Origin of the sequence: Pseudarthrobacter sp. R1 (assembly GCF_024494415.1) — a bacterium.
Classification (GTDB): domain Bacteria; phylum Actinomycetota; class Actinomycetes; order Actinomycetales; family Micrococcaceae; genus Arthrobacter.
In genome coordinates, this window is sequence record NZ_JAMKFI010000007.1 from 232,158 (window position 1) to 258,376 (window position 26,219).

A 26,219-nucleotide genomic window follows, 5' to 3' on the forward strand; every position below is an offset into this window, starting at 1 on the left:
GTACAGCCTAACAATCCAGCGTATTGACGTTCCGCGTACCATGAGGTTCCTATGGGGACACCGCCGCCTGCTCCCGGAAATCCGGCATCCCCCGTCCCGTCCGCTGCACTGAAGGTGCTGGCGGTCCGGGCGGTGGGGACCACTGTGGTTCTCGCCGAGCTTTCCGGGCTTCCGGGCGTTCTCGCACTGCAGGCATTGTTGCTGAAGCATCCGCTCCCAGGCCAGGTGGATGTCCTGGCGGCTGCGGAAACAGTGCTGGTGATGGCCGATTCGCCGCGGGCGGCGCGCCGGATGCCGGAGCTGCTGCTCGCAATGGACCTTGCGGTCCAGGAGCGGGCGGAGGGCAGGCTGGTAACCATAGATACCGTGTACGACGGCGAAGACCTCGCCGAAGTGGAAACGCTGACCGGCCTGGGTCCGGACGGCGTAGTGGCTGCGGCCTTTGGCGGATTCGCCCCCGGCTTCGGCTACATGGTGGGCGAGAACCAGGTGCTCAACGTTCCGCGCCGTCCCTCGCCCCGGACTGCTGTTCCGGCAGGGTCGGTGGCCCTCGCCGGCAGCTACTCGGCCGTTTATCCGCGGCAAAGCCCCGGCGGGTGGCAGTTGATCGGCCGGACGGCTGCCCTTATGTGGGACCTGGGCCGGGAGCAGCCCGCGCTCGCAGCCCCCGGCGACCGGGTGCAGTTCCGGCCAGTCCGGGAACTCATCGACGTGGCGGGCACGGACGAGGGGACTAAAGCGGCAGGGTTCCCGCGCGAGGCGGGGCTGCGCATACTGTCACCGGGATTGCAGAGTCTTATCCAGGATCTCGGTCGCCCCGGGCACACCGGTTTGGGTGTGGGCACCGCCGGCGCTTTGGACCGTTCCTCCCTGCGCCGCGGGAACCGGCTGGTGGGCAACAGCCCGCCAGCTGCCGCCGTCGAGACCGTGGCCGGAGGACTGCAGGTGCAGGCGGTTGGTGACCAGATTCTGGCTGTCACCGGGGCTCCGGCGTCGCTGACTATAAAGGGCCCGGGCGGGGATCCGGAGGACGAGGATGCATACCTCGAACGGCATATAACCCCGGCAGAACCGTTCGTGCTGCTGGACGGGGAGTTGCTGACCATTGGCCCGCCGGAGCAAGGCTTCCGCAGCTATCTGGCCATGCGTGGAGGCGTGGAGGCCGAACAAGTCCTGGGCAGCCGTTCCACCGATACGCTGTCCGGCCTGGGGCCCGCCCCGCTGGCGGCGGGAGACTTCATCCATGCCGGCGATGCCACCGCATCCCGAGTGGTGAGCAATCCCGAGGTCCAGCCCGATTTTCCTGGCAAGGGAGTGACGGTGCTGGACGTTGTGCCCGGCCCTCGGGAGGACTGGTTTGGCGCCGCGGCGGTGGAATCGTTCTACGCCCAGGAGTGGGAGGTCACCCCCCGGTCCAACCGGATCGGAATGCGCCTCGCCGGCCAGGCGCTGGAGCGGAACCGGCAGGGGGAGCTGGCCAGCTGGACCTCGCGGGGCAGGTGCCGATCGGCGGCCGTATCCGGTTCCGGCGGGTAGAGGCCGGGGCTAAAACTGCGTCCGCGTTTGCATAAGAGGCACTGCCTTGGCCTCACACTGGCCCTCCCGCCGGAACCGCCACCGCACTAGGATGACCCGAAACGGACGGAGGACCACCACATGCCTGAGCCAGTGACGCCAGCCCCCGAAACGGGATACGCCCCCGTCAACGGCCTGCAGATGTACTACCAGTTGCACGGCGCGGGCGGCACGTCCAGGACGGGGCTGGTGCAGGACGTCGTGACAACGTTTCTGGACTCGCCCCCGCGTTCCGGCTGGAGCGACCGGTAACCAACGGAAGCGTCCGACGGCGGGTGGGCACCCGCCGTCGTACGCATCATTCCGCGGCCCGCCGCAGTGGCGGGCGTACCCATTCAGTTACCGGCCGCTCGCTGCGGGGACGCCGAGGATGCTGTCCAGCAGAGCATTGCGGAACTTGCCCTCGGGATCGTGGGACGAAGCCAGGGACCGGAACCCGGCGAAGCGGGGGTAGAGCGTCTCCCAGTCGTGGCCCCCGGGGGAGAAAAGCTTGCCCCAGTGCGGCCGGGCGCCGAAGGGCCGGAGCAGGTCCTCGAGTTCCGGGAGCAGGGCTTCCACCTCGGCCTGCAGCGGCTTCCAGGTGAAGTGCAGGGCCACGCTTTGCTGCCTGTAGAAGGGGCTCAGCCAGAATTCGTCCGCGGCACCGGTGCGGATTTCCGAGACAAACAGCAGGGGCGCGAGCTTGTCCGCCAGGCTGCGGACAGCTTGCAGCGCGGCCGGTGCATGCTCCAGCGGCAGGATGAATTCGCTCTGGAGTTCCTCGCCCTTGCTGGGGGTGAATTCGTGACGGAAGTGCGGCAACCGGTCAAGCCACTGTCCCGGCTCATCAAGCTGGATGGTGCAGTTTTCGGCCGACACATCCGGCAGCGGGTGCCGGGGCCCGAGGGCGGCCGTGGCACCAAACAGTTCGGTCAGCGGGGGCTCCGAGCCGAGCGCTTTCAACCACACCTGGCTGATGGTGTCGCCGGCGTAATTGGTGAAGAGGCTGACGCTGTACGCGCTGGACATGATCTCCGGAAAGGCCGCCAGCGCCCGTTCCCATGGCAGGTCCTCCAACACGCGCTGGCGCATCTCAAAGCTGGGCTGAACGGCCAGTTCGAGGCCGGTGACAATCCCCAGGGCGCCCAGGCCCACCACGCTGGCCAGGAATTCGTCCCCATCTTCGCGGGACAGGGTGACGGTTTCGCCCGAGGGCCTTACCAGGTCGATGGACTGTACGGCCCCGGCCAGCGACGGGTTGTCCACCCCCGAACCGTGGGTTCCCGTCTGCACCGCGCCTGCCACCGAAATGTGGGGGAGTGACGCGAGGTTGTGGATGGCTACACCGGACTGCTCGAGGGTTCGGCAGAGGGCGCCGTAGCTGACGCCGCCGCTGACCCTTACAGTGTTGCGATCGGTGTCCAGGGCTATGTGCTGGGGCAGGGCGTCGAGCAGGACGTGGACACCATCGGTGTCGCCCACACGGTTGAAGGAGTGGCGTGATCCCAGGGCCTTGACCCGGGCCGCCCGCTCCACGATCTGTGCCAGTTCCGCCACGGATTCCGGCCGTTCGACCTTTGCAGAGGAGTATTCGAGGTTTCCTGCCCAGTTCTTCAATGAATCAGCTTTCCGGTGGGGGATGGGTGGCGGCTCACTCAACTGTCAGCGCTCACAATCTGCATGTCAAGGCGGCGGCACGTGCCGCTGCGTCGTTTCACGAGGCAACCCCAGCTACTGTTGCCTTCGTCTTTCTATCGTTGTAAATTCTTCCGGTGACGCTTGCCAAAACTCCCCCAATGGGCTGGAACAGCTGGGACTGCTACGGCACCACCGTGACAGAGGACGAGGTGCTGGCGAACGCTACTTTTATGGCCGAACACCTGCTGCCCTTCGGGTGGGACACGGTGGTGGTGGACATCCAGTGGTACGAACCCGCGGCGAGGGCGGGCGGCTACAATGAGGGTGCCGTGCTGGAACTGGACGGTTTTGGCCGGCAGCTTCCCGCCGTCAACCGGTTCCCCTCGGCCGCGGGCGGCCTCGGCTTCAAACCCCTGGCGGACCGGATCCACAACCTGGGGCTCAAGTTCGGTCTGCACATTATGCGGGGCATACCCCGGCAGGCGGTGCATCAGGGGCTCCCCATTGAAGGCACGGACTTCACTGCCGGCGAAGTGGCAGACACGTCTTCGGTCTGCGATTGGAACACCGACAATTACGGACTGGACCATAGCCACCCCGGCGCCCAGGCCTACTATGACTCCCAGGTGCGGCTGTTCGCCGGCTGGGGAGTGGACTTCGTCAAGGCAGACGACATGCTGGGGCCCTACTTCGGCGCTGAAATCGAGGCCTACCGCCAAGCCCTGGACCGCAGCGGCCGGGACATGGTCCTCAGCCTTTCGCCGGGCAGGGCGGTGTCACTGGCGAGGCTGGAGCACCTCCGCGTAAATGCCCAGATGTGGCGGGTATCAGACGACCTTTGGGACGTGTGGGAGGACGTGGAGGCCCAGTTCGCCCGGCTGGCACGGTGGGCCCCACACCAGCGCGCCGGTGCCTGGGCGGACGCCGACATGCTGCCCGTCGGCAGGATCGCCCAGCGGGCAGAACGGGGAAGCGAGAGGCTCAGCCGCCTCACCCTTGATGAACAGCGGACCATGCTGACACTCTGGTGCGTTGCACGTTCGCCGCTGATGCTCGGGTGCGACCTGCCGTCGTCGCCCGCGGAAACCCTGGACCTCCTGACCAACCGGCACCTCCTGGACGTGCACGGCGCCAGCACCAACAACCGGGAGTTACTGCGCGACGGCGGCCTGGTGGTGTGGGCGGCGGACAGCACGGCGTCGGACGATTACTTTGTGGCGGCGTTCAACACCGGAACGGCCGGGTTGTCCCGGACCCTGCCGCTCGCGGACCTTGGGCTTCCAGGCCCGGGTGCTTCCTTTGCGGGCACAGCCCTTTCCGGCGCTGCACTCCTGGACGGGGTGCAGTGGCGCGGCCATGAGGCCTGGAGTGGGCGTGACGCCGTGATCCGCCCGCTGTTGGGCCGGCCGGCGCTGCACCTTGAGGTTCCGCCGCACGGTGTGCATTTCTACCGGTTCTCGCGGGTACGGACTCCCTGAGCCGCCGCTCACCGGAAATTCATCGCCCGGCGCCGTTCGGCCGGCGGTTGAATCATGGCAGAGTGGAATGCAGTCGAGTTGAGGGAGGAACTCAGTGTCTGAACTGGGAAAAGCTGCCGCCAGCGTCTCTGATGGTGATGCAGCAGAGCTAGCGGGGGACACCGGCGGTGTGACCGAAGCGGAGGCAGCGGAAGCCGCGGAGCTTATGGAGGCCCCGGAAGCGCCGGAAATTACCTTCGATGAAAAGTTTTACCCTGCACGGCCCAAGGCGCTGCGGCCTGTAGCCCGCCGCCGGCAGTACTTTGCCAACGCGCCGTCACTGGAACTTGACGGCCTCAACAAAACCTACGTGGAGTGGCTGAGGAACCAGGCGATGCTCGGCGATGCCAATGTGCTTGCCCGGCAACTGTCAGGGCAGGCGAGCATGTGGCAGCACTCCTACGCCCACCCCAACCCGCGGGCCGCCGTCGAGCGCGCCTCCGTCTGGTTCACTGCCTACCCGCTTTCGTTTATGACGACGCCGGGACAATCCTTCCTGGGGGCGCTCGGCGATCCTGAATTGTGGAAGACGTTCCGGGAAATCGGTATCCGGGCCATCCACACAGGACCGGTGAAGAAGGCCGGCGGCCTGCAGGGGTGGGCAGAAACGCCCAGCGTGGACGGCCACTTTGACCGCATCAGCATGGCCATCGATCCGCTGTTCGGTTCCGAAGACGAGTTCCGCCGGATGTGCGAGGTTGCCGGCGAACACGACGGCACCATCATCGATGACATCGTCCCTGGGCACACCGGCAAGGGGGCGGACTTCCGCCTGGCCGAGATGAACTACCGGGATTACCCCGGCATTTATCACATGATCGACATTCCGGAATCGGACTGGCACCTGCTGCCCGACGTTCCGCCGGGTGAGGACTCGGTAAACATCAGCCCCGAAGCCGAGCAGGCCCTGCAGAAGGCCGGATACATCATCGGCCGGCTGCAGCGGGTCATCTTCTATGAACCCGGCGTGAAGGAAACGAACTGGAGCGCCACCCGGGCCATTGTGGACACCACCGGCCAGAAGCGCCGTTGGGTGTACCTGCATTACTTCAAGGCCGGGCAGCCGTCCATCAACTGGCTGGACCCAACCTTCTCAGGCATGCGCCTGGTGGTGGGCGACGCACTGCATTCGCTGCTGGACCTGGGTACCGGGGCGCTGCGCCTGGATGCCAACGGCTTCCTTGGCGTCGAAAAAAGCGCAGAGGAACAGCCCGGCTGGTCCGAAGGACATCCGCTCTCCGAAGCAGCCAACCAGCTCATCGGCAGCATGGTGCGCAAGGTGGGCGGCTTCTCGTTCCAGGAACTCAACCTCACCATTGATGACATCAAGGCGACCTCCGAAACCGGTCCGGACCTGTCCTACGACTTCATCACGCGGCCCGGCTACCACTATGCCCTGGTCACCCAGGACACGGAGTTCCTGCGGCTGACCCTGCGGCTCGCGATGGAGATCGGTGTGGACCAGGCATCACTGGTGCACGCGCTGCAGAACCACGATGAGCTGACCTACGAGCTGGTGCACTTCGCCACCCGGCACAAGGACGACGTCTTTGAGTTGGCTGGTTCCGAATTGACCGGCGCGGAGCTGACCGAACATGTCCAGGACACGCTCCGGAGCAAACTCACGGGCGAAAACGGGCCCTACAACGCGGTCTTCACCACCAACGGCATCGCCTGCACCACGGTCAGCGTTATCACCGCCGCCCTGGGCATCAAGGACATTTCCTCGCTGACTGCCGAGCAGGTTGAGACGGTGCGGGAAGCCCACCTGCTGCTGGCCATGTACAACGCGCTGCAGCCAGGAGTCTTCGCGCTTTCCGGCTGGGACATGGTGGGCATGACAACCCTGGACCGGGCGCAGGTCAGCGAGCTCACAGCCCAGGGTGATACCAGGTGGATCAACCGCGGCGCCCACGACCTGATGGGCACCAATGCCGAGGCCACCGTCTCAGCATCGGGAATGCCCCGGGCACGCAGCCTTTACGGTCCTCTGCCCGAGCAGCTCAAGGACGACCAGTCCTTCGCCCGAAGGCTCCAGAAAATCCTCAAGGTCCGTGAGGAGTGGGGAATTGCCACCAGCCTGCTCCTGGACGTCCCGGACGTTTCCCACCGGGGCCTGCTGGTAATGGTGCACCGCCTCGCATCAGGGCAGATCCAGGTGACGGTCCTGAACTTCTCCGGTGAAAGCATCACCGGCAGTGTCCATTCCACCCATCTGGAAGCCGGGGCGCAGGTTCAGGACCTCTTCACCGAGGAGACCGTGGGCCAGGTGGATGACCTGCACAGTTTCTTCATCGAGCTCGGCGCCTACCAGGGCACGGCGCTGCTGATCGAGGAACCGGTCAGCGTGGAGGACGAAGCATAGGGACAACTGTGGTGGGGGCGCTTCCCCGGGTCACGACGACTTGGTGCAGCTAGGCTGCCTTGACGAGCGGGAGCTCGTCCCAGTGGGTGGTGTACCTGGGGGAGCGCATGTCCCGCTTCATGGTCCAGTCCGGGCCGCCGCGGATCCCGGCATGGCCCAGGCCGATGGAGCCGCGGCCGTAGCGGCGGGTGATGTCCTCCAGCAGCGGGCCGATGTGCTTCTCCTCGTGCGGGTTCTCAAACGGCTCGAGCGGTTTCTGGTTGCCGCTGGGCCGCAGGTCCGTGACCATGATGCCGGCGCGGGCGTACCTGGTGCCGTCGACGATGGCGGGCAGCAGCGCGTGGGCGGCTTTGGTGAGGATGACAGGGTCCGCTGTCGGCATGGGAAGCGGGACGCACACGGAGGGAAAGGACGTTTCCTGCGCGTTGAAGTGGGACGTTCCGGCGAAGGCGGTGAGGAGTTTGGCCTGCAGATTGTGCTTGGCCAGCCGGCCGCTGGCCATCTGGGCATAAACGCTGAGGACCTGCCGCACGTCGTGGGCCGTGGTGATGGGAGTGGAAAAGGAGCGGGAGAAAATCAGCTGGTCCCGGCCAACCCGGGCTTCCTCCATGGGGATGCAGGGCGTCCCCTGCAGTTCGAGGACGGTCCGCATCATCACCACGGAGAAGCGCTCGCGGATCCGGACAGGGTCTGCGCGCTTGAGGTCCAGGATGGAGTGGATGCCCATGGCGTTGAGGCGTTTGGTGATTCTGGTTGCCACGCCCCAGACCTCGATCACGGAGAGCCTGGCCATCAGTGCCTCCTGCTGCTCCGGCGGTACAGAATCCCAGCGGCAGACGCCGTTGAACGCCGTATTGTGTTTGGCCCACTGGTTGGCCAGCTTGGCCAGGGTTTTGGTACGGGCGATGCCCACGCAGACGGGGACGCCGACGTTCCGGGCTGCCGCGGCCTTGATGGTGCGACCGAGTTCCAGCAGGTGGTCCGGGGTGCCTTTAACGCCGAGGAATGCTTCGTCGATGCTGTAGACCTCCAGCCAAGCGGAGTAGCGGCCCAGCAGTTCCATTACGCGGGCGCTGATGTCTCCATAGAGTTCGTAATTGCTGGACTTCGCGATCAGGCCCCATTCCTTGGCCCGCGGTGCGAGCTTAAACCACGGCTCGCCCACTCCGATGCCCAGGGCCTTCGCTTCAGGTGAGCGCGTGACGGCGCAGCCATCGTTGTTGGAGAGCACGATCAGGGGCTTTCCCTCAAGGGAGGGGTCAAAGGCTCGTTCGGCGCTGGCATAGAAGCAGTTGACGTCCACGTGGGCGATCTCGGGCATCTGCCGCATGATGGCTGGGCGGGTCACGGGTATCCCTTATGTCGGTAGTACGCGTTTATGGTTCCTGCGCTATTCCCCGCTTCTGACGCGGTCGCGGGGGATCGACCTTCTATCACACGACGGTCCGCCTCGGCATCCATGACACACCCTAATTCGAATATGTTCGATATCTGAGTCTACGGCCATGCTCTGACAATGGTAGAAGTTTGCAGAATTTCAGTTGATGCGGAATCTGCGGTCCTAGAAACTCGGGGAGGAACCTCTAGCAGGAGGGGGCGGTAGGCGGAACGCCCTCGGTTGACGACCTCTGACCCTTGTCGTCGACCAACGCTATGCGCCGAACCGTCTCAAAACCCTAGGGTTTCGAGGCGCAGAGGTTTCGAGACAGCCGGAGTGGGAACCTCCAGTGCGACTCTTACGGGCCAGCCGGCCTGTATCACTTCAGCTTCTTGTTTCGGTCCGCCGTGGCGCGACTAGATGTCCAAAGTATCGCTAGTTCGATTGAGCCTGGCCTAGGAAGATAAAGAGCGGTTTCGTCGCGAAGCCTTTCGCCCTCCAACGAACCACAGAAGAGGACCGATAAACGGCAGCACGAAGACGATGACGGCCCATACTAAGAGCGTCGTAGGTGGTTGATCCTTAGTCCGGAAGATGCTTATCCAGGCTCCAATCAACAGCGCGATACAAGCTAGAGCAACGGCAGATTCCAGGGCCAGCCAAGATGCAGGAATCACAGGATTCGCAATTGTGGAGCGAGCTATGGTCAACAAGATTTTCCCCCCAAAGATCAGTACTCTCGCCGGAAGCGATGGTCACTCTCGAATGCGGTAGACCCTACCGCCAAGTGCCAGCTAGAGATAGTCACACGGCCAACCCTCCGCGGCACAGAACCCGCAAGTTCCGAGGAAAGACCGGAAGCCTCCGCCGCCTAACGCTAGGGTTTCGAGTCGCTGAGGTTTCGAGACAACGAGTTGGATAGGGAACCCGCATCGGGACAAGTCGCGCCGGGAAACACCTGCGTTTGGTAGCAGCCCACAAATTGCTAACCCTACTGCTCCGGAACGCGCACAATGAAGGCCGAAAAAATGTTCTCGCCCGGCAGCAAAGGCAGCGTGGGCTTACCGCCTTTTGGACTTCATGAGCATTAGGAAGTTAGCAACTGCCAGGGTCAGTGACATGATAGCGAGGACACCGTGCAGGAAGTTCATTTGTCCTCCGCTACGGATGACAAATGACAACCACAGTACGAACGACGCGGACCAGACGATTGTCTGGAACAGGAGCCACTTGGGACTTTGCGCCGGCGGTTTTTTCCCAGGTTCGGTCAAGCCTGCCCTGTCTGTCATGCGCAACCACACGTTGCGAGAACCGGGCTCTGTCATTCGGCAAGTATTGCAGTGGCACCGTCGCTCAAGAAAGCCCCAAGAGTCCAGGGAAGCACGTAGCGGCAACCCTATGCGGTCACCTAACTAGGCAATTGCTCCAATCGTCTCCGGCGGTGTTGCAAACACAGGGACCCGACCTTGGTGGTTAGGGCGGCAACCAAAACACGAACCTCAAATGGGTTATTAAGGGTCTGCCGCCTCAAAACTCTAGGGATTCGAGGCGGTTTGGTTTCGAGACACAAGGGTTCAGCTGTTTCGAGTGGATTCTCTACGAGGCACATATCAAGCTCTGCTTACATGGGTGCCTATGATCTCGATCGTTAGGCCGTCTTAGTTGCGGGTTAGAGCGAATGCGGTGTTCTTAGGAGTCGGGGGCAGGCCCGGTGACGGTACGTACTGTATCTGTTTCGTGAATCTCAACTCGGGGGATTCTTCGAACCACCAGCGGGCAAGGTCACGGTAAATATCGGCGATGTCCCGGCCGTCCGGGACGAAAGTATCGCCATCAAGCACCCCAGCGCGGATTGCGCCGATAACCAACAAGTGCGCAAGAGTGCCGAAACCCACGACGGCCTGATCCCTATGGTCCTCGTAACCGAGCAGGTTCGCAGCCTGGAAGAACTGATGCGGCGTCAACGGCGAGCCTCGCCCGATCTCTATGACCGCACGTCCGACAGCCCCCGGCGCCGCAAGGTTCTCCTCATTTGCTCGATTTCCAGGCAAAGAGTCAATCCAGACCTTGCGATCGCGAAGCTTTGCCAGGGGTAGATCCGGGTCCACGATTTCCGAAGCTCTCACGCCTAGGCTCGTTCCGTAGATGTAGACGAGAACGCCGCTGGAAGGGAACGGGTAAAGATATCCGCTGTCCCCTAGTTCTACCGGTTTGCCCGCGGCGAGGCCGACGCAGATGTCTTTGAAGTCGAGGTCCAGTTCGTCCTTGCTGTGGTTATTTGCATGATTCCCTGCCAGCCCGTGAACGTATAGCTCGGTAATCAGTCCGATCGACATCACAATTTCATCGGCTGGGGAGTGCCAGCCGGCGTTATTTGCTGCCCGCGAAAGGTCCTGGGAAACGATGACATCGTCACGCCACTCGAGTACTAGCTGTTTCGCCCACACGCTCAGTCGCGGGACTATTACCTCGGCTGCAGTTGCCCCTGTCATTGCAAGCTCACTTTCGTCCGTTCGGGTGCTGCCACCATATCGCCCGTAAGTATGGGGCTTTGCCGGCCACCACTTATGCTCCGCCTGCGCTCTGCAGGATGCACGGCGGGAAGTTCTTGGATCCCGGGTGATGCGCCGCAAAACTTCCCGGTAAAGGTGCCTAGAGCGCTACGCGCCGATCCGTTTCGTATCCCTAGAGTTTCGAGGCGCAGAGGTTTCGAGACACGAATCCTTCACCGGACAAGCGAGTCACTGTATATTCCCGCTGAACACATCTCCAACTACTTCTGACGTCGCCTCATGATCACGAACGCAGTAATTCCAAGAATCAATAGCAGGACCGCGGAAAAGACTACGACGAGTGCAGGGTCAAGTCCCACTCCTCCGTAGCTGGGAAGGAAAGGCATCATAAGTATCCCCAATTCTGGCGGTACGAGTGTTGCAATCATCGGCTTTCCAATGACCCTACGCTGTTGAGAAGAAGAAACGAATGACCCTTCTTTCGACCCCTACTGCTTGACCCCGGTCAGGTCAGCCAGGGCAGCCGCAGGAAAGAAAATTCCCACTTCCCGATACCATCAGCCCCGGAGGAACTGTCCTGGTTGCCCCGTAAGCCGGTCCGTTACTGGGCCGGGCTGCACCTCAAGGCCTTCTGCAGTGGGCTGAAGCTGGAATGTCCCGAATACGCCGCCCGTTGCAGATGACCGGAAAGGAGCCCCAACTTCTACCGGGCGCCGCTCGGGTGGTTTCTCCAAGTGCTGGGGGTGGGAAATCATAAGGATCTTGGGGACGTAGCGGCCTTTGTAACGGTCATTTGCCGTAGCCGCCCGCGCTAGGCAGGCTAAAGTAGCCGGCAAAGCGCGCCCTGTAACCGGCTTGCAGCCAGCTTTCCCGGACGCGATAATCAGCCCGCCTAGCGCAAGGACACATTGATGTTGCGATCACCGCTTGATGAGTTCTTGTCCGGGGAGTTGAACGACTACATCCGCACCCAAATCCTCACCGCGATTGAGCGGATGCAGACCGGAAAGCGCTATTTCACCTACAACGCCTTCAACGTGCTGCTCGACGCTGACACAGCCACGGCGACTGTGGAGGACGAATTTAGCATCGACCGACAAAGCACCGTTTCGCTTCACGAATTTCAGAAGCTCCTACGTGACGCCGAGGGGCTGTAAGCAGTCAAGCTGCTGCTCAGTGGCACGCCAAGCGTGTTAGTCAACTGGCTGGTAGCACCTTTGTCTCGTAACCCTAGGGATTCGAGGCGCTGAGGTTATGAGACACAGGAATTCATCTGTCCCGCAAGGGAATCCTTTACCGCACTCAGGAATGCCCGCCTCCGTTATGGGACGGAGGCGGGCGTCTTCAGTGGACTAGGGGGCGGTGTTTGAAACCGTGGTTTCTACCGTTGTCCATGCGGTCGCTGTTCCGGCCGGCATCGTTCCTCGTGGTTCGGTGAGGACTTGCCGTTCGCCGATGGGAAGCCCGTTTTGGGGGTCGATGATGAGGTCTTGACGGAAGTGCGAGAAATCTTCTACGCGGCCGATGGCGATGCCCTTGCGGCCGTCGAGTGTTGCTTGTTCATCGGTCACTGTCACTCCTGGGATCAGCGCCGCGGCCTTGTATAGCGTGGCGCGGAGATCGCCGGGAACGACCCCGGTGCGGAGGAGATCGGCGATGAATACCAGTGCCTCACCGTCAACCGACTGACCCTTCCCTGAGGTTTTTTGATAGATGTCATCCAGAAGCGCACGTGGTTCCCGGGATAGGGAGTCCAGGTAGCTGAGGGAAGGGAATGTGGATTCGCTTCCTGGCCCGTAGAAGGCCCCGTTCGCCCCGCGCAAGACGTATGCTTCCGGCCCGGCGGCTTGAGTGCGCTCTACATATTCCTTCGACACGTCGTCAAAAAATGTCGTCGGAATCCGGCCTGAGCGTTCCCATACCCATTCCTGGTTCCTGTCGGCCGGAATATACATCGTCTGCTTCTCCGTATCCAGCCACTGATACTCCTTTTGGTTTTCGTCCACTGCCGCCGAGGCCCATAGGTTGGTGCTTTGAATCTTCAGATACTGTCCGGGGTTTACTACAGGATCAGCTGTCTGGATGGTTGCTGCCGCGGCGTTGTTCAGAACCTCGGCTGCTTGGGCGGTAGCCCCTGGACCCGTGGGCTTGACTACGTCCGCGACCACCATTCCGCCGACGAGCAGGGCCGCAGCGGCAGAAGCGAGGAGGACGCGGCGCTTAAAGCGGATCGGCCTGGCGGTTGCCGTGGCGTGTGTGGCCGTCGCCTTTGAGCTGGATGCCGGGCTGATTCTGTCCATGACTTTGTTGCGGCCGCGCGCCAACGTAGCTTGTGGCGCGGTGCCGATGTCGTTACGCATTTCGCGGAGCAGCTGCAAGTCGTCCATGGTCGTTCTCCGTTTCATCAAGTATTTCGAGGTTGAGTTCGGTCCGCAGGGTCCGACGTGCACGGTTCAGGCGGGAGCGGACGGTTCCGAGCGGGACGTCCATAGCCAAGGCGATGCCTTCGTAGGTCAGGTCTGCCCAGGCGTAGAGCAGCAGCGTCTCGCGGTCAATGGCAGCCATAGCCTTCAGTGCACCGGCAATGCGGCCGGTCGCGTTGACGGCGTCCACGCGGGCGGCGATACCCTCCGTGTCATCTGTGACGGATTCTCTTGAAGCCGCTTTTGCGGCCGCTTTCAGAACCTTGGCTTCAGCGCGGTGGTGCCGCCGAAGCAAATTGGTGGCAATTCCGAACAGCCAAGGCCGGGCATCCTCCCTGCCAGGGTCATAGGATTCCAGCTGCTCCCAAGCCACCAGAAACGTTTCCGACGTAACGTCGTCGGCAACGAATTCGCCGGCCCGCCGTGCCGCGTATCTATAGATGCTTGAGGCATGCCTGTCGTACAGCTCCCCGAAAGCTGTGGGGCTGTCACGCGACCGCCTGATGATGTCGTTGTCTGTGCTCACACTATGTATTGCCAGCTGGCGGTAAAAGAGTTCACGGGCCCCTTCTCCGCCGCAAGGGATTTCAGGGTTGGCGGCGTTTATAAGAGTCTTTCATGCTCTATTGCAGCTGCCCGCTGAAGGATCACTCTCCGTGCACATTGATAGAACCAGTGGAGACGTCCGGTGAGGGACCGGCTAACGGGACGATGTGCGGACAGGCCTCTTCCGAACCGACCACAGGGAGCAGCGGCTTCTTTCACGTCCTGGGTGTACTGAATCCATGTTTCTTGCACTAGGACGAGTAGCGCGATGAATGTAGCCTTGGCCCAGTTCTGGAAGGCAAATTAGGGGGAATAAAGTGGGCAGATTCTTTGAAGGACCCTGGGTGCTAGGGCTGTTGTTCCTCATCGTATGCGTCGTCATTGCCGTGGCACTTGTACTTTTCGTTGTTCGACTAGCCAACAAGTCCAAGCGAGTAGAGAAACCCTCCAAGAATGAGGAACGACTCTAAGCCTTCTGGGACGGCTAACGATTCCTATCGATGTTTCCCTGGGGATCTTTTGCCGGGCTCTTGAGATTTTAGGTGCAGACCTCGCGGACGTTATGCATCTTTACGAGTGCTTGTGATGCGTCTGGGCCCAGGCGTGCGCGAGGATGCCCTGCGCTTCTTCCAATGTGAGGCCCTCATGGGTTGCTTGATTGGCGAGTTCTTCGGCTGCTCTCACCAGTGGTTTAGTGGTGGTCTGGCCGGGATTTACCCTCGTCCCCGCAGCTCGAGCTGTGCGAATCAGTCCCGCGCTCTCGAGTTCCTTATAGGCCTTGGCTACGGATCCTGGTGCAACCCGCAGGTCGGCGGCGAGCTGGCGCACTGTAGGCAGTCGACTGTCGGGCTCGAGGTTCCCAGACCGTATCTGTGCGGCCAGTTGCGACCGTATCTGTTGGACGGGAGAGACCGCCGATTTTGGATCGACCCTGATCATCGAGCAGGTTCCTGGGGCATGCGGCGGGTGCTTTGCGTAAGGGACCTCATGTCCACGCTGACGGCAATGGCCTTGGCGAGGAGGGCAACGGCGACCACGGCAAGAGGAAGCGCTGACAGGAGCAAAGTCAGCGCGAGGGTGTGCCCGGGCTCGACTGGGGTCATCCCGGCTGGCGCCATGAGATCGACCGTCGGGACGGCGTCGTAATGCGCAGAGCGGAGGACATTTCCGGAGATTGCGGATAGCCCAGCAATTTGGAAGGTCAGTGCCGAACTCGATGCCGCCATGATGAAAGTAGTCCGCATTCCTCGAAGCACTGTGTCTGCGTGGAAGAGTTCAGCCGACGGAGGGCGGGGCGCTGCCGCAGTTCGGCTTAGTGACCAGTAGACGGCAAGGATCATCAGGGCCGTGCAAATCATGACGGGAACGCCGTAGTACCACCCGGGGAAGGGTCCCGTAGATGTGAGGTTGTACTGGATGCCTATGACTTGGCCATTTTCGACTCCCCATCCCACCAGGTTTCGTCGCTGAAAGACACGATGGAGGCCATTCTCATCTGTCGCAGAATAGACGCCCGTTAGCAGCAGCCCGAGAGCCAGGATGATCGCGGCTATCGTCGGCAAAACGAAAACCCATTGACGAGCAAACGATGTGGGCCGACGTGGGGTGAGATCAGCGACCGCGCCTGCACTGGGATCTGAAGTCCAGAGCTGTCGTGGAATCACGGCATAGGCGGCCAGTCCCACGACGGCACCGACGCTGCCGGCAAGGGAAGTGGGAAGACCATAGCCTTGCGTCCACCATGTACCCCAAGCCCACATTAGTACTGCGACGCCGCAACCCGTCGCCAGCGCCGCCTGCGAGGCGCGTGCTTCACTCTGATACACCAAAGCGACATCTGCGCGGCTCGCAGTCGATGTCACGCCGCCCTCGGCAGGGCGATGTGCAGAAGCGCCAACCGCCCGACGCACCATTACCCAAAGGCCGCCGGCTAATAAAGCCGCGATTACTATCGCGACCATCGCTGACACCATCATCAAACGCCCCCCATGCTTGTATCGTTACTGAGATACAAGCGTGAAGCTTTTCTTGTGTCAAGCTCGAAATACAAGAAGCTCGTTCAGAGCTGAAGCGCCCGCCCGTAAGCCGGTCGTCGAGCGTTCAGCCGGGCACGGATTCATCCCTCTGCTCCGTTGCCGGCTCCTGATATGTACGTTTACCCCGAACAATGAAATGCACGGTGAAGGTGCCCTAACCGCTACGCCTCAGACTGCCTCGAAACCCTTGGGATGCGAGACGTCTCAGCGAGAGAACAGCCGCCTCACGTGCGCTGTCACCGATTTTCGCCGAAATTCGGGGTCTACGATGGCTAGGGCGATTCTCGTAACTATGTGTCGCAACCTTCACGCAAGAATAGGGGTCTCATCGTTAGTTATGAGACAGGTGGCGCCCAATTTCGGGGACCAGTTCATTCTGAGGGTTTTGCCCGTGTTTTGCCCGCGGGTTCGGGGCCGGCGGTTCTGGCGAGGTCGGTAAGTGGCGCGTAGCGGGCGTTGGATGCTGCGACTGTTGTTGACCAGCGGACGGCGTTGCTCATGCTCAGCCCGGTGAGGCGGGCGAGGATGGCCGGGGGAAGGGTTTGCGCGAGAGTCCCCAATGCGGCGGTTCGGTGTGGATTCGGCTCGATGCCGAGGGCGCGTAGTTGCCCGATCAGTGCCTGGGTTGTCAGCGGATGGTCGTGGCGGGTGCCGGGCAGCAGCCACGTCGGGTCCGTTGTTGGCCGGAACAGCCGTGGCGCGGTGCGGTTGGCTCGGGCTTCCAGGGCGATAGCGGCGATTTCGTCGGGGAGGTGCAGCGGGTCCGCGCCCAGCCGCAGGCGGGTCTTTCCGTGTTCGTGGTCGATGTCCCTGATCTGGAGCCTGACGATTTGGTGCGGTTGCAGGCCGAAAAGTATCACTAGGGCTGCGGCCAGTTTTCTGGCCGCGGGCAGATGGCTGTCGGATGCGGTGACGCTTCTGAGTAGGGCACGGCGTTCCTCCAGGCCGGGTCCGCCGAGGGCGAGGCCCGGGTGCGGTGGTCGGCTGACGCTGAGGCGACCGGCGAGTTTGTTGCGGTGTGCCCAGGCGAGGAATGCCTTTACGCGGTGCGTTTCGCTGTGTGTGGTCGCTTGCCAACGTTGCAGGTCGGCTTGGTTGAGGGTTGATAGGTTCTTTCCGTGCTGCGGTGCCCAGTCGAGGAGTTCACGGACAATGCGCAGTTCCCGTCGTCGGGATGTTGTCAGCGTTGAGGGGATGGGCTGTGGCCTGCGCCGGAGGGTGTTCAGATGGCGCCAGCGGGCGAACCGGACGAAGGCCCGACGTTCGGCGGGGTCGGCTATCAGTTCGGCAGTGGTGGTAACCCATCGTTCCAGGCGTGAGAGGTTCTCGTCCCGGGGTGGCAACAGGCCGTGCTCGACCAGCAGGGACCGCACGGCCCCGGTTGCCTGGGCGGACCCGGCGGCGTCCAGGAAATCGTGGGACAGGTTTCCCGGTGCGCTCAGGACGGTGCGGAGGAGTTCGACCGTGCGTTTCCGGCCGAAGGTGCTCAGGATTGCTGTCTCGTCCGCGCCCAGGCACCAGTCCCGGAGCGCCAGGGCTTCCGGGACCCGTGCGGTCAGTTGTGTCGGGAACAGGCCATGGATCTTGTCGTTTGCCGCGCATCGGTCGCAGTGGCCGTCTCGATGTACGTAGCGGTGCTGCCCGCAGCGTTGGCAGGTGCGGAAGGACGCAGGGCTTTTGGGCCAGCAGTCCTCGCAAAGCGGTGCGGTGCCGGACCGTCCCGCGACATGCCGGTCCCTTCCGCAGTCCGCACAGGCTTCACGGCGGCGGCCGCATGACTTGCAGAGCGGCTGACCGTTGGAATCCCGGGTTCCGACGGTCCGTGTCCGGTCGCAGCGGACGCACCGTTCCTTCGGCTTGGAACAGTCGTGGCAGCGTGCTCGGGGTGTTCCCTCATACAGGCAGGGTTTGACCCGGCGGCAGGTGCGGCAGGTGTCGACGCGCTGGCGTGCACGACATGATGGGCAAAGCGGCCCGTCGGGGCTGTCCAGAGCGATTTTCCTGAGGTTCCCGCAGCCGGTGCAGGGCGCTGACTGGTCGGGCAGCTTGTTCGCGCACCCCTGGCACAGACCTTTCCCGTCCGGTTCGCGACGGGTAATCGTGCAGATGGTCCCGCATCCGTCGCAGGCCTGTGTGCGGGAAGCGGTGTAGCAGCGGCGGCAGCAGAGCCTCTGCTCGAGGACGTGTTTGAGTTCAACCGTTTTCCCGCAGTGACCGCAGCCGGGCGGCGGAAGAGGGACACCTTCGGCCCGCAGTGACTCATACAGCCTTAGGAACGGCCTCGGCCCGGCGGAAGGGTCTGCCATCCAGCCGCTGCCGAAGGCCCGGTATTCAAGAGCAAGCCGCAGCAGCCCGCCGTCGCCGGGGACCTTGAGCGCAGCAACTGCAGCGCGGGCCTGCTCATCCGTTGCCCGTGGCAGGTGGGCTCGGAGGACGCTCAGGAGCGTGGTCCCGGCATCTTTGGCCAGCGTATCCCAGCAGGTGCCGCAGTAGTGCTGGCCGGCTGCCGTTGCCCGCCGCCGACGCAACTGCCCGCAGCAGGCGCACGAGGTCTGGCTGTGACGTCTTTTGGCGTCGCACGTATCGCAGATCCTGACGGCGCCGTCGCGGGCCGTGAGTGCACGCTCCTGCAAGCAGTGGCCGCAGGCGGGAAGCCTTAGCCGCGTGGCGCCCTCGCCGAGCAGACTTTGGATGAGGCGGTCCAAGGCCGGCGGCATTGCGTTCTCTGCCGAGACGACAGGGGTTGGGCGTGCCTGTAGTGCTGCCAGGAGCCGGAGCGCGTGAGGGTGCCTTGGCACGACATCGCCAACGGCGGAGCGGACAAGAGTGCGGGGAAGAGCTGCCTCGATCGAGCAGACGATGTCGGTGATGGCTTCCAAGACCTCATCACGATGCATCGTCAGGCATGATCCTCGCTCGTTTCGGGCGAAGGTTCCGCTCCCTGAGGAAATCGGCAGTTCCGCCCTCTGCCGGACCGTCCGTGCCGGTCCTGGCCGCTGGTTTGCCCAGTTCCACGGACCGGACAAGGTCGTCCGCGGAGCAGTGAAAGATGTCCATCAATGCTGCGAGGACGTGCAGGTTGAGTCGTTCGGGTTTCTCGGTGACGAGCCGGTAGACCTGGCTCTGGGACAGATGAACGCCCCGATCCTGCAGTTCGGGGATCAGTTTGGACGTGCTGAACATGCCGGCGGCGGCCATGACTTCCCTGAGCCGCCACTCGTAACCGATCATTTTCATTTGATGCCTCCGGCTTCGGGCTTGAGCAACTGGTCGAGTGTCTGACGCATCATCTTGTTGGCAAAGTCTGTGCTCACCGCAGTGTAGAGGCCGGTCGTTGACTGGTATGCATGGCCGACCTGTTGCTGGACGAACACCGGATCCACGCCGGATTCGACCAGGTGCGTGACGTAACTGTGTCGCAGGGCATGCGGCGAAAGAGCCGGATCGAGGCCAAGCTCATCCCTGATTTCCGCGAAACGGTCCTGGATCTCACGGACCCTGGACCTACCCCCTCGCTCCGAGAGCCACAACGCATTGGAATCGGTGTCGCGCACGTTCGGCCATACGTTCTCCACGTAGTCCTGGACAGAATCGACCGCCCACGCATGTAAGGAGACAACCGAACGGCGCTTGGGTGCACCCCCGGCGGACGCCTTCCCATTCCGGACGTGCAGGATCCCGTACTGGCCGAACTCAGGGGCATGCGGGTTCCTGTAGAAGTCCGTCACATCCAGCTGCACGGCCTCATTGATGCGTAGGCCCCACCCGTACGTCACCTTCAACAGCGTTGCGTCCCGGTAAGCCGGCAGGGCACCTTTCCGCCGCGACTGCAGGCACTCCTCCACCACTGAGTCCACCCGGTCCAGCAGCCGCTGCAGCTCATCCCGGGTCAACGGCCGCCGACCCGGCCGCCCTTCGTAGTCCTGAAGATGGGCCGTGGTGTTCCACTCATGACAGATCTGGGTCGGATGCGTGCCGAACCGCTGCATGCACTCATCTGCCCAGCCATAATGCTCCGAGCAAAGAAAATCACAGAAAGCCTTGATCGCGTATTGGTAAACCCGGATCGTCGAAGGCCTCAGGTGCTTCACGGCGACCAGATGCGACGTCCACTCATCCATGTTCCCGGCTGTCCACTCCCATGGCCACTCACCACAGAACCGCTGGAAATCGCGAACCCTCAGGACGGCGCTCCGGATGCTCTTCTCGCGCAGGTTCCTGCCGCCGCGCTGCTGCATCGACCAACCATCCAGCATCGCCTCAAACACGGAATTCCCCTCGTCAAGGAAAGCAACCCCTGCCGCAATGTGCAGCGACGACGCTCCTTCCGGAACCCCGCGTCGAACCATAATATCCTCCCGTTTAATGCACTAATCATGCATTAAACGGGAATTCGCGCGCCCAGGCAAAACGAAAACCAGGCCCGTCAAGGGTTCGATAAGCTACCCCAAGAGCAATAACGCAAGCATCAGGGCGGGATGCGTTCCCGTTAAAGGAAAAGCGCGCATTAGACATGGTGCAGGCACCGGGTGGCCACGCCCCAGATGGTCAGCTCACTGAGGGCCGGCACCTTGATATCCGGGTACTTCGGGTTTTCCGCCTGCAGCACCACGCCCGTGGCAGTGATCCGAAGCCGTTTGACCGTCAGCTCACCGTCCAGGACGGCGATAACCACGCAGCCGTCCTTTGGTTCGAGGGCCCTGTTGACGATAAGTTCATCGCCGTCGCTGATGCCCGCGCGTTCCATCGAGTCACCGGTAACCCGGACCACAAACGTGCTGGTGATGTCCTTGATCAGGTGCTCGTTCAGGTCTATCCGGCCGTCGAAGTAGTCCTGCGCTGGCGAGGGATAGCCGGCAGCAACGGGCACCGGCGACACCCAAGCCAGCTGCAAAGAGAGCCCCGCATCTATCACACGGGGACCGACAATAACGCCCACAACACACCCTTATTCGAATATATGTTCGATACTTCGAGTGTACTCCCCGGTCCGGACATTCACAGCCAGCGGCCGTCCCTCCGGGCGGGTGAAGTTGGCGGGCGGGAGCGACGCCCTGATTTTTTTGGGACCGCCTTCAGCGGGCAGTTTCCTCCACCAGCGCCGCCATTTTGTCGAGGCACTGCTCAAGGCCGCGCTGCGACATGTCGCGTGCTTCCTGGTTGCCGTACCCTCGCTCGGTCATACGTAGCATCGTGCGCCCGTCTCCGAGGGCGGTCAGCACGACGCACCGACACGTGACGACGACGGACTACGGCGTCCGCTCCACCGCCGCCCGGATGGCGCGGGCGAGTTCCGCAGGCTTGGTGAACTGGGGCCAGTGCCCGGTGGGGAGGTCGACGTACTCGACGTCGTGCATCCGGGCCAGCTCGGCAACGAAGGGGTGGCCGCCGTCGATCCATTCCTTCAGCATGGAGGACGGAAACTCGCAGGCGATGATGGTGGCCGGTACGTCGTAGCGGCGCTCGTCACTCAGGTGCTGCTGCTCGTAGGCGACGCCTTTCGGCTGCGGGATGGCCCGTGCGCGGAAGGCTTGGCGAAGCCCCTCGTCCAGATCCACCAGGTCGGCGTCTTCAAAGCCCTCCCACGGCGGAAGTGGCACGTCGTCGCCGTCGGCCGGCAGTTCGTCGTTGATGACGCCCCCTTCGCCGAGGGGGCCGCTGTCCACATAGATGGCCCGCTCCACCCGGTTCGGCCGGGCATCCAGGGCGGCGTGGATGATGGCACCCCCGCCGGAATGCCCCACGAGCACAACCTTCCCTTCCAGGGAATCGAGGGCAGCCACCACCGCATCGACATGGTCGCGGAGGCCGATTCCGGCACGGCTGGCGTCCACGGATTCGAGCCCGGGAAGCGTGAGCGGATGGGTCCGATGGCCGGCGGCCTCCAGGGTAGGCGTCACCTCCTCCCAGGATGAGGCGTCCAACCAGAATCCGGGTACGAGGATGATGTCCATGACGGAACCCTACTACCGGGGCAGGACACAAGTCCCGATTCCCGTTCCCCCTCCGGGGCGGGACTTGCACAGGGACTTCCCGGAGGGGTGGCATCCGCAGTAGAGTCCCCGGATAGCCACTGCACCGGGCACTCACCTCTACGCGAGAAAGAGCTTCACATGAACCGGACAGAGTACTGCCGCAGCGCGCGCACCCTTCTCAAGGCCTGGCCAGGCGCCGGGGGCGGGGCGGCATGAGCAGCGCTGCAGCCGGGAGCCCGCCCGGGGCCGCCGGCCCGGCCGCGCCAGCGAAGCGAGAGACCTTTTCCACGCGCCGGCTCTTCATCCTGTCCGCCATCGGCTCCGCCGTGGGACTGGGCAACATCTGGCGGTTCCCCTACATCGCCTATGACAACGGCGGCGGCGCCTTCCTCATCCCCTACCTCGTGGCCTTGCTGACGGCAGGCATCCCGCTGCTGTTCCTCGACTACGCCGTGGGCCATAAATTCCGGGGCTCCGCTCCGCTGGCCTACCGCCGGCTCCACCGCGTCGCCGAGCCGCTCGGGTGGTGGCAGGTCCTGGTCTGCTTTGTGATCGCGGCCTATTACGCGGTGATCATCGCATGGTCCCTGATGTACACCATCTTTTCCTTCACCGAGGCATGGGGCGACGACGCCGAGGGTTACTTCTTCGGGAGCTTCCTTCGGGTAGCCGAGGCACCTGGCATCGGGTTCACCTACGTGCCGTCCGTCTTCTTCCCGCTGCTCCTGGTCTGGATAGCGGTCATCGTCATCATGGTGGCCGGGATCCGTAAGGGCATTTCGCGCGCAAACTCCATCCTGCTCCCGCTGCTGGTGGTGATGTTTGTGCTGCTGGTGGTCCAATCATTGTTCCTCCCTGGTGCCGCAGAGGGCCTGAACGCGTTCTTCACGCCCGATTGGTCCGCCCTGGCAGATCCTTCCGTCTGGGCTGCGGCCTACGGCCACATCTTCTTCTCGCTCTCCGTGGGCTACGGCATCATGGTCACCTACTCCTCCTACCTGAAGCGCAGGACGGACCTCACCGGCTCCGGCATGGTGGTTGCCTTCGCGAATTCGGGCTTCGAGATCCTGGCCGGCATCGGCGTGTTCGCCGCCCTTGGATTCATGGCCCAGGCTGCGGGGGCCGGCGTCAACGACGTGGTCACGCAGGGCATCGGACTGGCATTTGTCGCGTTCCCCACCATCGTTTCGCAGGCTCCGCTCGGGGCCCTCATGGGGGTGCTGTTCTTCGGATCCCTGGTGTTCGCGGGAGTCACCTCGCTGATCTCGGTGCTGGAGGTTATTGTCGCGGCAGTGCAGGACAAGCTCGGCTGGGGACGGATCAAGGCGTCCCTGGTGGTCAGCGGGCTGGTCGCGGCAGTGTCCCTGGCTCTGTTTCCCACGGCAACGGGCCTGTACCTCCTGGACACCTCCGACGCGTTCGTCAACAGCTTTGGCATTACGCTTGGCGCGCTGGTGACCGTGGTGGTGCTGGCATGGTTCCTGCGCAAGCTGCCGCTGTTGTCAGCGCACCTCAATCACATCTCCACGATCAAGATGCGCCGGACCTGGATGGTACTCGTGGCCGGAGTGGTGCCGCTCGCGTTGATCTACATGGTGTCCAGCGAATTCATCAGCAAGATCTCCACCACCTACGAGGGCTATCCCGAGTGGTTTGTGGGCCTGTTCGGCTGGGGCATGGCCGGCGCGCTGGTGGTCGTGGCGCTGGTCCTGACGTTCATTCCCTGGAGCCGCACATCCAAAGCGCACGATGACCCGGAGTACCAATCCATGCTGGACGAGGAAGAAGAGGAGACGGCACGGTGACACCCATTGCGATCACCATGATGATCATCGCTGTCCTCACGGTATGGGGCGGCCTGGCGTTGGCGCTGCTCAACCTGAAGCGGCACCCGGAAGACGAGGGCGCGCTGCCCGAGGAGCACGCCCCGGAACTCTGACCGCCGGTTCATGAGCGCGCGTCTGGAAGTTACGGGCCGGGTGCAAGGAGCTGGACGGACAGGAGATCCCCTGTCCTCATGCCGGGCAGCGCCGTGACCGTGAAAACGAGCCCGCCGCCAGGGGATGCAGCCCGATGGGCATTACTGATGCCAAAGTCGCTCAGCACCTCCCCGCCCTCCTGCTCCTGGCGGACAGGTTCGGCCAGAGGCAATCCGTTCAGACTCAGCCGATGGCTGCGGTCTTCGTCCGGGCGGAAGCGGACCCGCAGCAGGCTGGCGCGGGCGTCCGGATCACTAAGGACGTAGGAGAACCACCCGGTTGCGCTGCGCCAGTGGATGCCCTCGCCGCCCCCGGCACGGGTGCCTTCACCACTGAGGCCATGGTCCGCCTCCGGCTGTTGCTCCCCGGCGGTGACGCCATCCACCAGTTCCCCCTGCACGACGGCGGACCGGTCCAGTTCAAGCAGTTCCTCCCACCGCTCGCGGGGCTCACCAAAGGGCCAGTACACGGTGTACCGCTCGTCGTGGATGGCGTGGAACGGTTCCAGGACAACGGTGCCGGGCTGCCCGTCGGCGTCAATTACTGATAGCTCCGCCGTTACCGTAGCTCTGTCGCGAAGCCGGATGGATTCGGCGTTGGGAACCACCGGGGTTCCGGCAAGCGGCAGCAAGGGCCCCGAGGCCACGTGCCCCATCCGTTCGTCCGTTGCCTCGAACCCGGGTACGCCTTCCGTTCCCGCCCGCGATGCCAGCACCACGGGGCCGTACAGGAACGAGACCCAGGGCGAACCGTCCGGCAGCCGTTCGGATCGGAAGCCGGGGGTGAGCCGGATCCGGACGGCGGAATCGCCCTGCCAGGTGCGGCTGATGCTGACGTGGCCGGCACCCGCCGGCGCGGCACCGCCGTCGACCTCAAATGCCGTGGCCCATCCCGGACGCCTCAGGGTGATGGTGGCCTCGACGGGGGAGTGTGCTGTGACGTGCAGCGTTGCCTCGTCGGAGTGCGGGAAGTCCGTTTCGAGCCTGACCTGCAGGCCCCTATCCGCCCAGTCGAGGGTCGAGGCGATGTACAGGTTGACCAGCAGTTCATTCCCGCTGTGGCTGTAGATCAGTTCACCGTAGCGGGCATGGTTTTCCAGCCCCGAACCGACGCAGCACCACATGGACTCCTGCACCCGTGAATAGACGCGGTAATGCCGGGGGCGCATGGGCGTGAAGTACACAAAGCCGCCGCGGCGGGGGTGCTGGGAGGACAGGATGTGGTTGTAGGTTGCCCGTTCATAGAAGTCGACGGCGGCCGGGTCGCCCAAGTGTTCAAAGCGCAGCTTGGCCAGCTTCAGCATGTTGTAGGTGTTGCAGGTTTCAGGGCCCTGGGCATCCAGGATCATTGGCGTGAAGTCGGCTGAGGGATGGAAGTGTTCCCGCACGCTGTTTCCGCCGAGGGAAACGGAGCGGCGCAGGACCACCGAGTCCCAGAAGCTGGAGCTGGCATGTTCGTATTCCCGGTGGCCGGCGGCGGCGAGCCTGGCGTAGCCCACCACCTTGGGGATCTGGGTGTTGGCGTGCAGCCCGTCCAAGTGGTCATGGCCGGCAGCAAGCGGCTCCAGGATGACGCGGTGCGCGAACCGGTGGGCTTCCTGAAGGTAGTCGGCCCGGCCGGTGATTCCGGCAAGGATGGCGAAGGCGTCGTTCATGCCGCCGAATTCAGTACGCAGGAGCTCCTCAAAAGCCTCGCCGGAAATCGTGGCCGAGATGCCCAGCCACCAGTCGGCAAGGCCGGCGGCGATCTCCAGGGCCTCGGCTGATCCCGCGTACGAATAGGCGTCCAGCAATCCGGCGAGCGTTTTATGGAGGTTGTAGAGCGGGACCCATCTTCCGTTCAGGGTGAAGAGGTCCGCATCCACGGTGCCCGCGGCCAGTTCGTTCCCCAGCTTCCGGCCGCCGGGTACGCCGCCCACATAGCCGTCGCCACCGGCGTCCTGGCACCTGCCAAGGACGCCGACGACGGCCCGCACCTTCTCGAGCAGGCGCGGATCCCCGGTGGCCGCGAACAACTGCGCGCAGGCGGACAGGTAATGGCCGCCGATATGCCCGCCCATCCCGTCCGATTCCCAGCTTCCGTACGGTTCAGCGCCGGCATCCAGGCCGGCCTCCGAGAGGTAGGGGGCGCAGAGCCTGTCTGTCTCAAGTTCCAGGACGTACCGGATGGAGGTCTCCTGGGCAGTTTTGAAGCCACTGCCGAGGAGTCGGACCCGATCAAGGGGGAACGGTGACACCGGCCGCCCGGCCCCGGACCTGGAATTGGCGGTGCTGCTGGTCATCGCATGGGCTTTCT

Annotated in this window: 21 protein-coding genes; 7 read left to right on the forward strand and 14 right to left on the reverse strand. The window is 63.2% G+C overall.

The window, feature by feature from the left end; all coding sequences use genetic code 11:
* Positions 1-51: 51 nt before the first annotated feature.
* Together M8J71_RS08935 and M8J71_RS08940 are read left to right on the forward strand one after the other, a co-directional pair.
* Positions 52-1,536, forward strand: a complete 1,485-nt coding sequence (locus M8J71_RS08935) for a carboxyltransferase domain-containing protein (protein ID WP_256247556.1) — start codon at positions 52-54, stop codon at positions 1,534-1,536.
* Positions 1,537-1,656: 120 nt separating this feature from the next.
* Positions 1,657-1,827 carry a hypothetical protein gene (locus M8J71_RS08940; RefSeq protein ID WP_256247557.1) on the forward strand — a complete coding sequence of 57 codons (171 nt, stop codon included), beginning with the start codon at positions 1,657-1,659 and terminating at the stop codon, positions 1,825-1,827.
* Positions 1,828-1,914: 87 nt separating this feature from the next.
* On the opposite strand, the gene M8J71_RS08945 is transcribed toward M8J71_RS08940, so the two are convergent.
* Entirely contained in the window at positions 1,915-3,171 is a 1,257-nt protein-coding gene (locus M8J71_RS08945; protein WP_256247558.1) for a D-arabinono-1,4-lactone oxidase, read from the reverse strand.
* 155 nt (positions 3,172-3,326) lie between these two features.
* Here M8J71_RS08945 and M8J71_RS08950 point away from each other — a divergent pair, with 155 nt between their 5' ends.
* Both M8J71_RS08950 and treS read left to right on the forward strand, forming a co-directional pair.
* On the forward strand, positions 3,327-4,670 hold the full coding sequence (locus M8J71_RS08950; RefSeq protein ID WP_256247559.1) for a glycoside hydrolase family 27 protein: 1,344 nt from the start codon (positions 3,327-3,329) through the stop codon (positions 4,668-4,670).
* A gap of 205 nt (positions 4,671-4,875) precedes the next feature.
* Positions 4,876-7,074, forward strand: coding sequence for a maltose alpha-D-glucosyltransferase (treS, locus tag M8J71_RS08955; protein ID WP_256247871.1), 2,199 nt, complete (start codon positions 4,876-4,878; stop codon positions 7,072-7,074).
* A 49-nt stretch (positions 7,075-7,123) separates the two neighbouring features.
* Here the strand turns inward: treS and M8J71_RS08960 are convergent, their stop codons facing one another.
* From M8J71_RS08960 to M8J71_RS08965, 3 genes are all read right to left on the reverse strand, one after another.
* Positions 7,124-8,404, reverse strand: coding sequence for a Y-family DNA polymerase (locus M8J71_RS08960; protein WP_256247872.1), 1,281 nt, complete (start codon positions 8,402-8,404; stop codon positions 7,124-7,126).
* 503 nt (positions 8,405-8,907) lie between these two features.
* Positions 8,908-9,129, reverse strand: coding sequence for a PLD nuclease N-terminal domain-containing protein (locus tag M8J71_RS23610; RefSeq protein WP_374114828.1), 222 nt, complete (start codon positions 9,127-9,129; stop codon positions 8,908-8,910).
* 981 nt (positions 9,130-10,110) lie between these two features.
* Positions 10,111-10,944, reverse strand: a complete 834-nt coding sequence (locus M8J71_RS08965; RefSeq protein WP_256247560.1) for a hypothetical protein — start codon at positions 10,942-10,944, stop codon at positions 10,111-10,113.
* 932 nt (positions 10,945-11,876) lie between these two features.
* On the opposite strand from M8J71_RS08965, the gene M8J71_RS08970 reads away from it, so the two are divergent.
* Entirely contained in the window at positions 11,877-12,122 is a 246-nt protein-coding gene (locus M8J71_RS08970) for a hypothetical protein (RefSeq protein ID WP_256247561.1), read from the forward strand.
* 195 nt (positions 12,123-12,317) lie between these two features.
* Here the strand turns inward: M8J71_RS08970 and M8J71_RS08975 are convergent, their stop codons facing one another.
* From M8J71_RS08975 to M8J71_RS09015, 9 genes are all read right to left on the reverse strand, one after another.
* Positions 12,318-13,352, reverse strand: coding sequence for a CU044_5270 family protein (locus M8J71_RS08975; RefSeq protein ID WP_256247562.1), 1,035 nt, complete (start codon positions 13,350-13,352; stop codon positions 12,318-12,320).
* On the reverse strand, positions 13,318-13,914 hold the full coding sequence (locus M8J71_RS08980) for an RNA polymerase sigma factor (RefSeq protein ID WP_256247563.1): 597 nt from the start codon (positions 13,912-13,914) through the stop codon (positions 13,318-13,320). The genes M8J71_RS08975 and M8J71_RS08980 overlap by 35 nt, the downstream gene beginning before the upstream one ends.
* A gap of 590 nt (positions 13,915-14,504) precedes the next feature.
* A complete protein-coding gene (locus tag M8J71_RS08985) occupies positions 14,505-14,873 on the reverse strand; it encodes a GntR family transcriptional regulator (RefSeq protein ID WP_256247564.1) in 369 nt (122 codons plus the stop codon).
* Positions 14,870-15,160 (reverse strand): hypothetical protein, encoded by a 291-nt coding sequence (locus tag M8J71_RS08990; protein WP_256247565.1) that lies wholly within the window; start codon positions 15,158-15,160, stop codon positions 14,870-14,872. The genes M8J71_RS08985 and M8J71_RS08990 overlap by 4 nt, the downstream gene beginning before the upstream one ends.
* A 1,181-nt stretch (positions 15,161-16,341) precedes the next feature.
* Positions 16,342-18,867, reverse strand: coding sequence for a hypothetical protein (locus tag M8J71_RS08995; protein WP_256247566.1), 2,526 nt, complete (start codon positions 18,865-18,867; stop codon positions 16,342-16,344).
* A complete protein-coding gene (locus M8J71_RS09000; RefSeq protein WP_256247567.1) occupies positions 18,857-19,207 on the reverse strand; it encodes a helix-turn-helix domain-containing protein in 351 nt (116 codons plus the stop codon). Before M8J71_RS09000 ends, M8J71_RS08995 begins: the two co-directional genes overlap by 11 nt.
* Positions 19,204-20,319, reverse strand: coding sequence for a tyrosine-type recombinase/integrase (locus tag M8J71_RS09005; protein ID WP_256247568.1), 1,116 nt, complete (start codon positions 20,317-20,319; stop codon positions 19,204-19,206). Before M8J71_RS09005 ends, M8J71_RS09000 begins: the two co-directional genes overlap by 4 nt.
* Positions 20,320-20,477: 158 nt before the next feature.
* Positions 20,478-20,909 (reverse strand): LexA family protein, encoded by a 432-nt coding sequence (locus tag M8J71_RS09010; RefSeq protein WP_163166965.1) that lies wholly within the window; start codon positions 20,907-20,909, stop codon positions 20,478-20,480.
* Positions 20,910-21,219: 310 nt separating this feature from the next.
* Positions 21,220-21,924: an alpha/beta fold hydrolase gene (locus M8J71_RS09015; protein ID WP_256247569.1), complete on the reverse strand. Its 705-nt coding sequence runs from the start codon at positions 21,922-21,924 to the stop codon at positions 21,220-21,222.
* Between the two features lie 233 nt (positions 21,925-22,157).
* Here M8J71_RS09015 and M8J71_RS09020 point away from each other — a divergent pair, with 233 nt between their 5' ends.
* Together M8J71_RS09020 and M8J71_RS09025 are read left to right on the forward strand one after the other, a co-directional pair.
* Positions 22,158-23,750 (forward strand): sodium-dependent transporter, encoded by a 1,593-nt coding sequence (locus tag M8J71_RS09020; RefSeq protein ID WP_256247570.1) that lies wholly within the window; start codon positions 22,158-22,160, stop codon positions 23,748-23,750.
* Positions 23,747-23,884: a methionine/alanine import family NSS transporter small subunit gene (locus tag M8J71_RS09025; protein ID WP_256247571.1), complete on the forward strand. Its 138-nt coding sequence runs from the start codon at positions 23,747-23,749 to the stop codon at positions 23,882-23,884. The genes M8J71_RS09020 and M8J71_RS09025 overlap by 4 nt, the downstream gene beginning before the upstream one ends.
* 29 nt (positions 23,885-23,913) lie before the next feature.
* Here M8J71_RS09025 and M8J71_RS09030 read toward each other — a convergent pair whose 3' ends face one another.
* On the reverse strand, positions 23,914-26,205 hold the full coding sequence (locus M8J71_RS09030) for a beta-L-arabinofuranosidase domain-containing protein (RefSeq protein ID WP_256247572.1): 2,292 nt from the start codon (positions 26,203-26,205) through the stop codon (positions 23,914-23,916).
* Between the last annotated feature and the right edge of the window lie 14 nt (positions 26,206-26,219).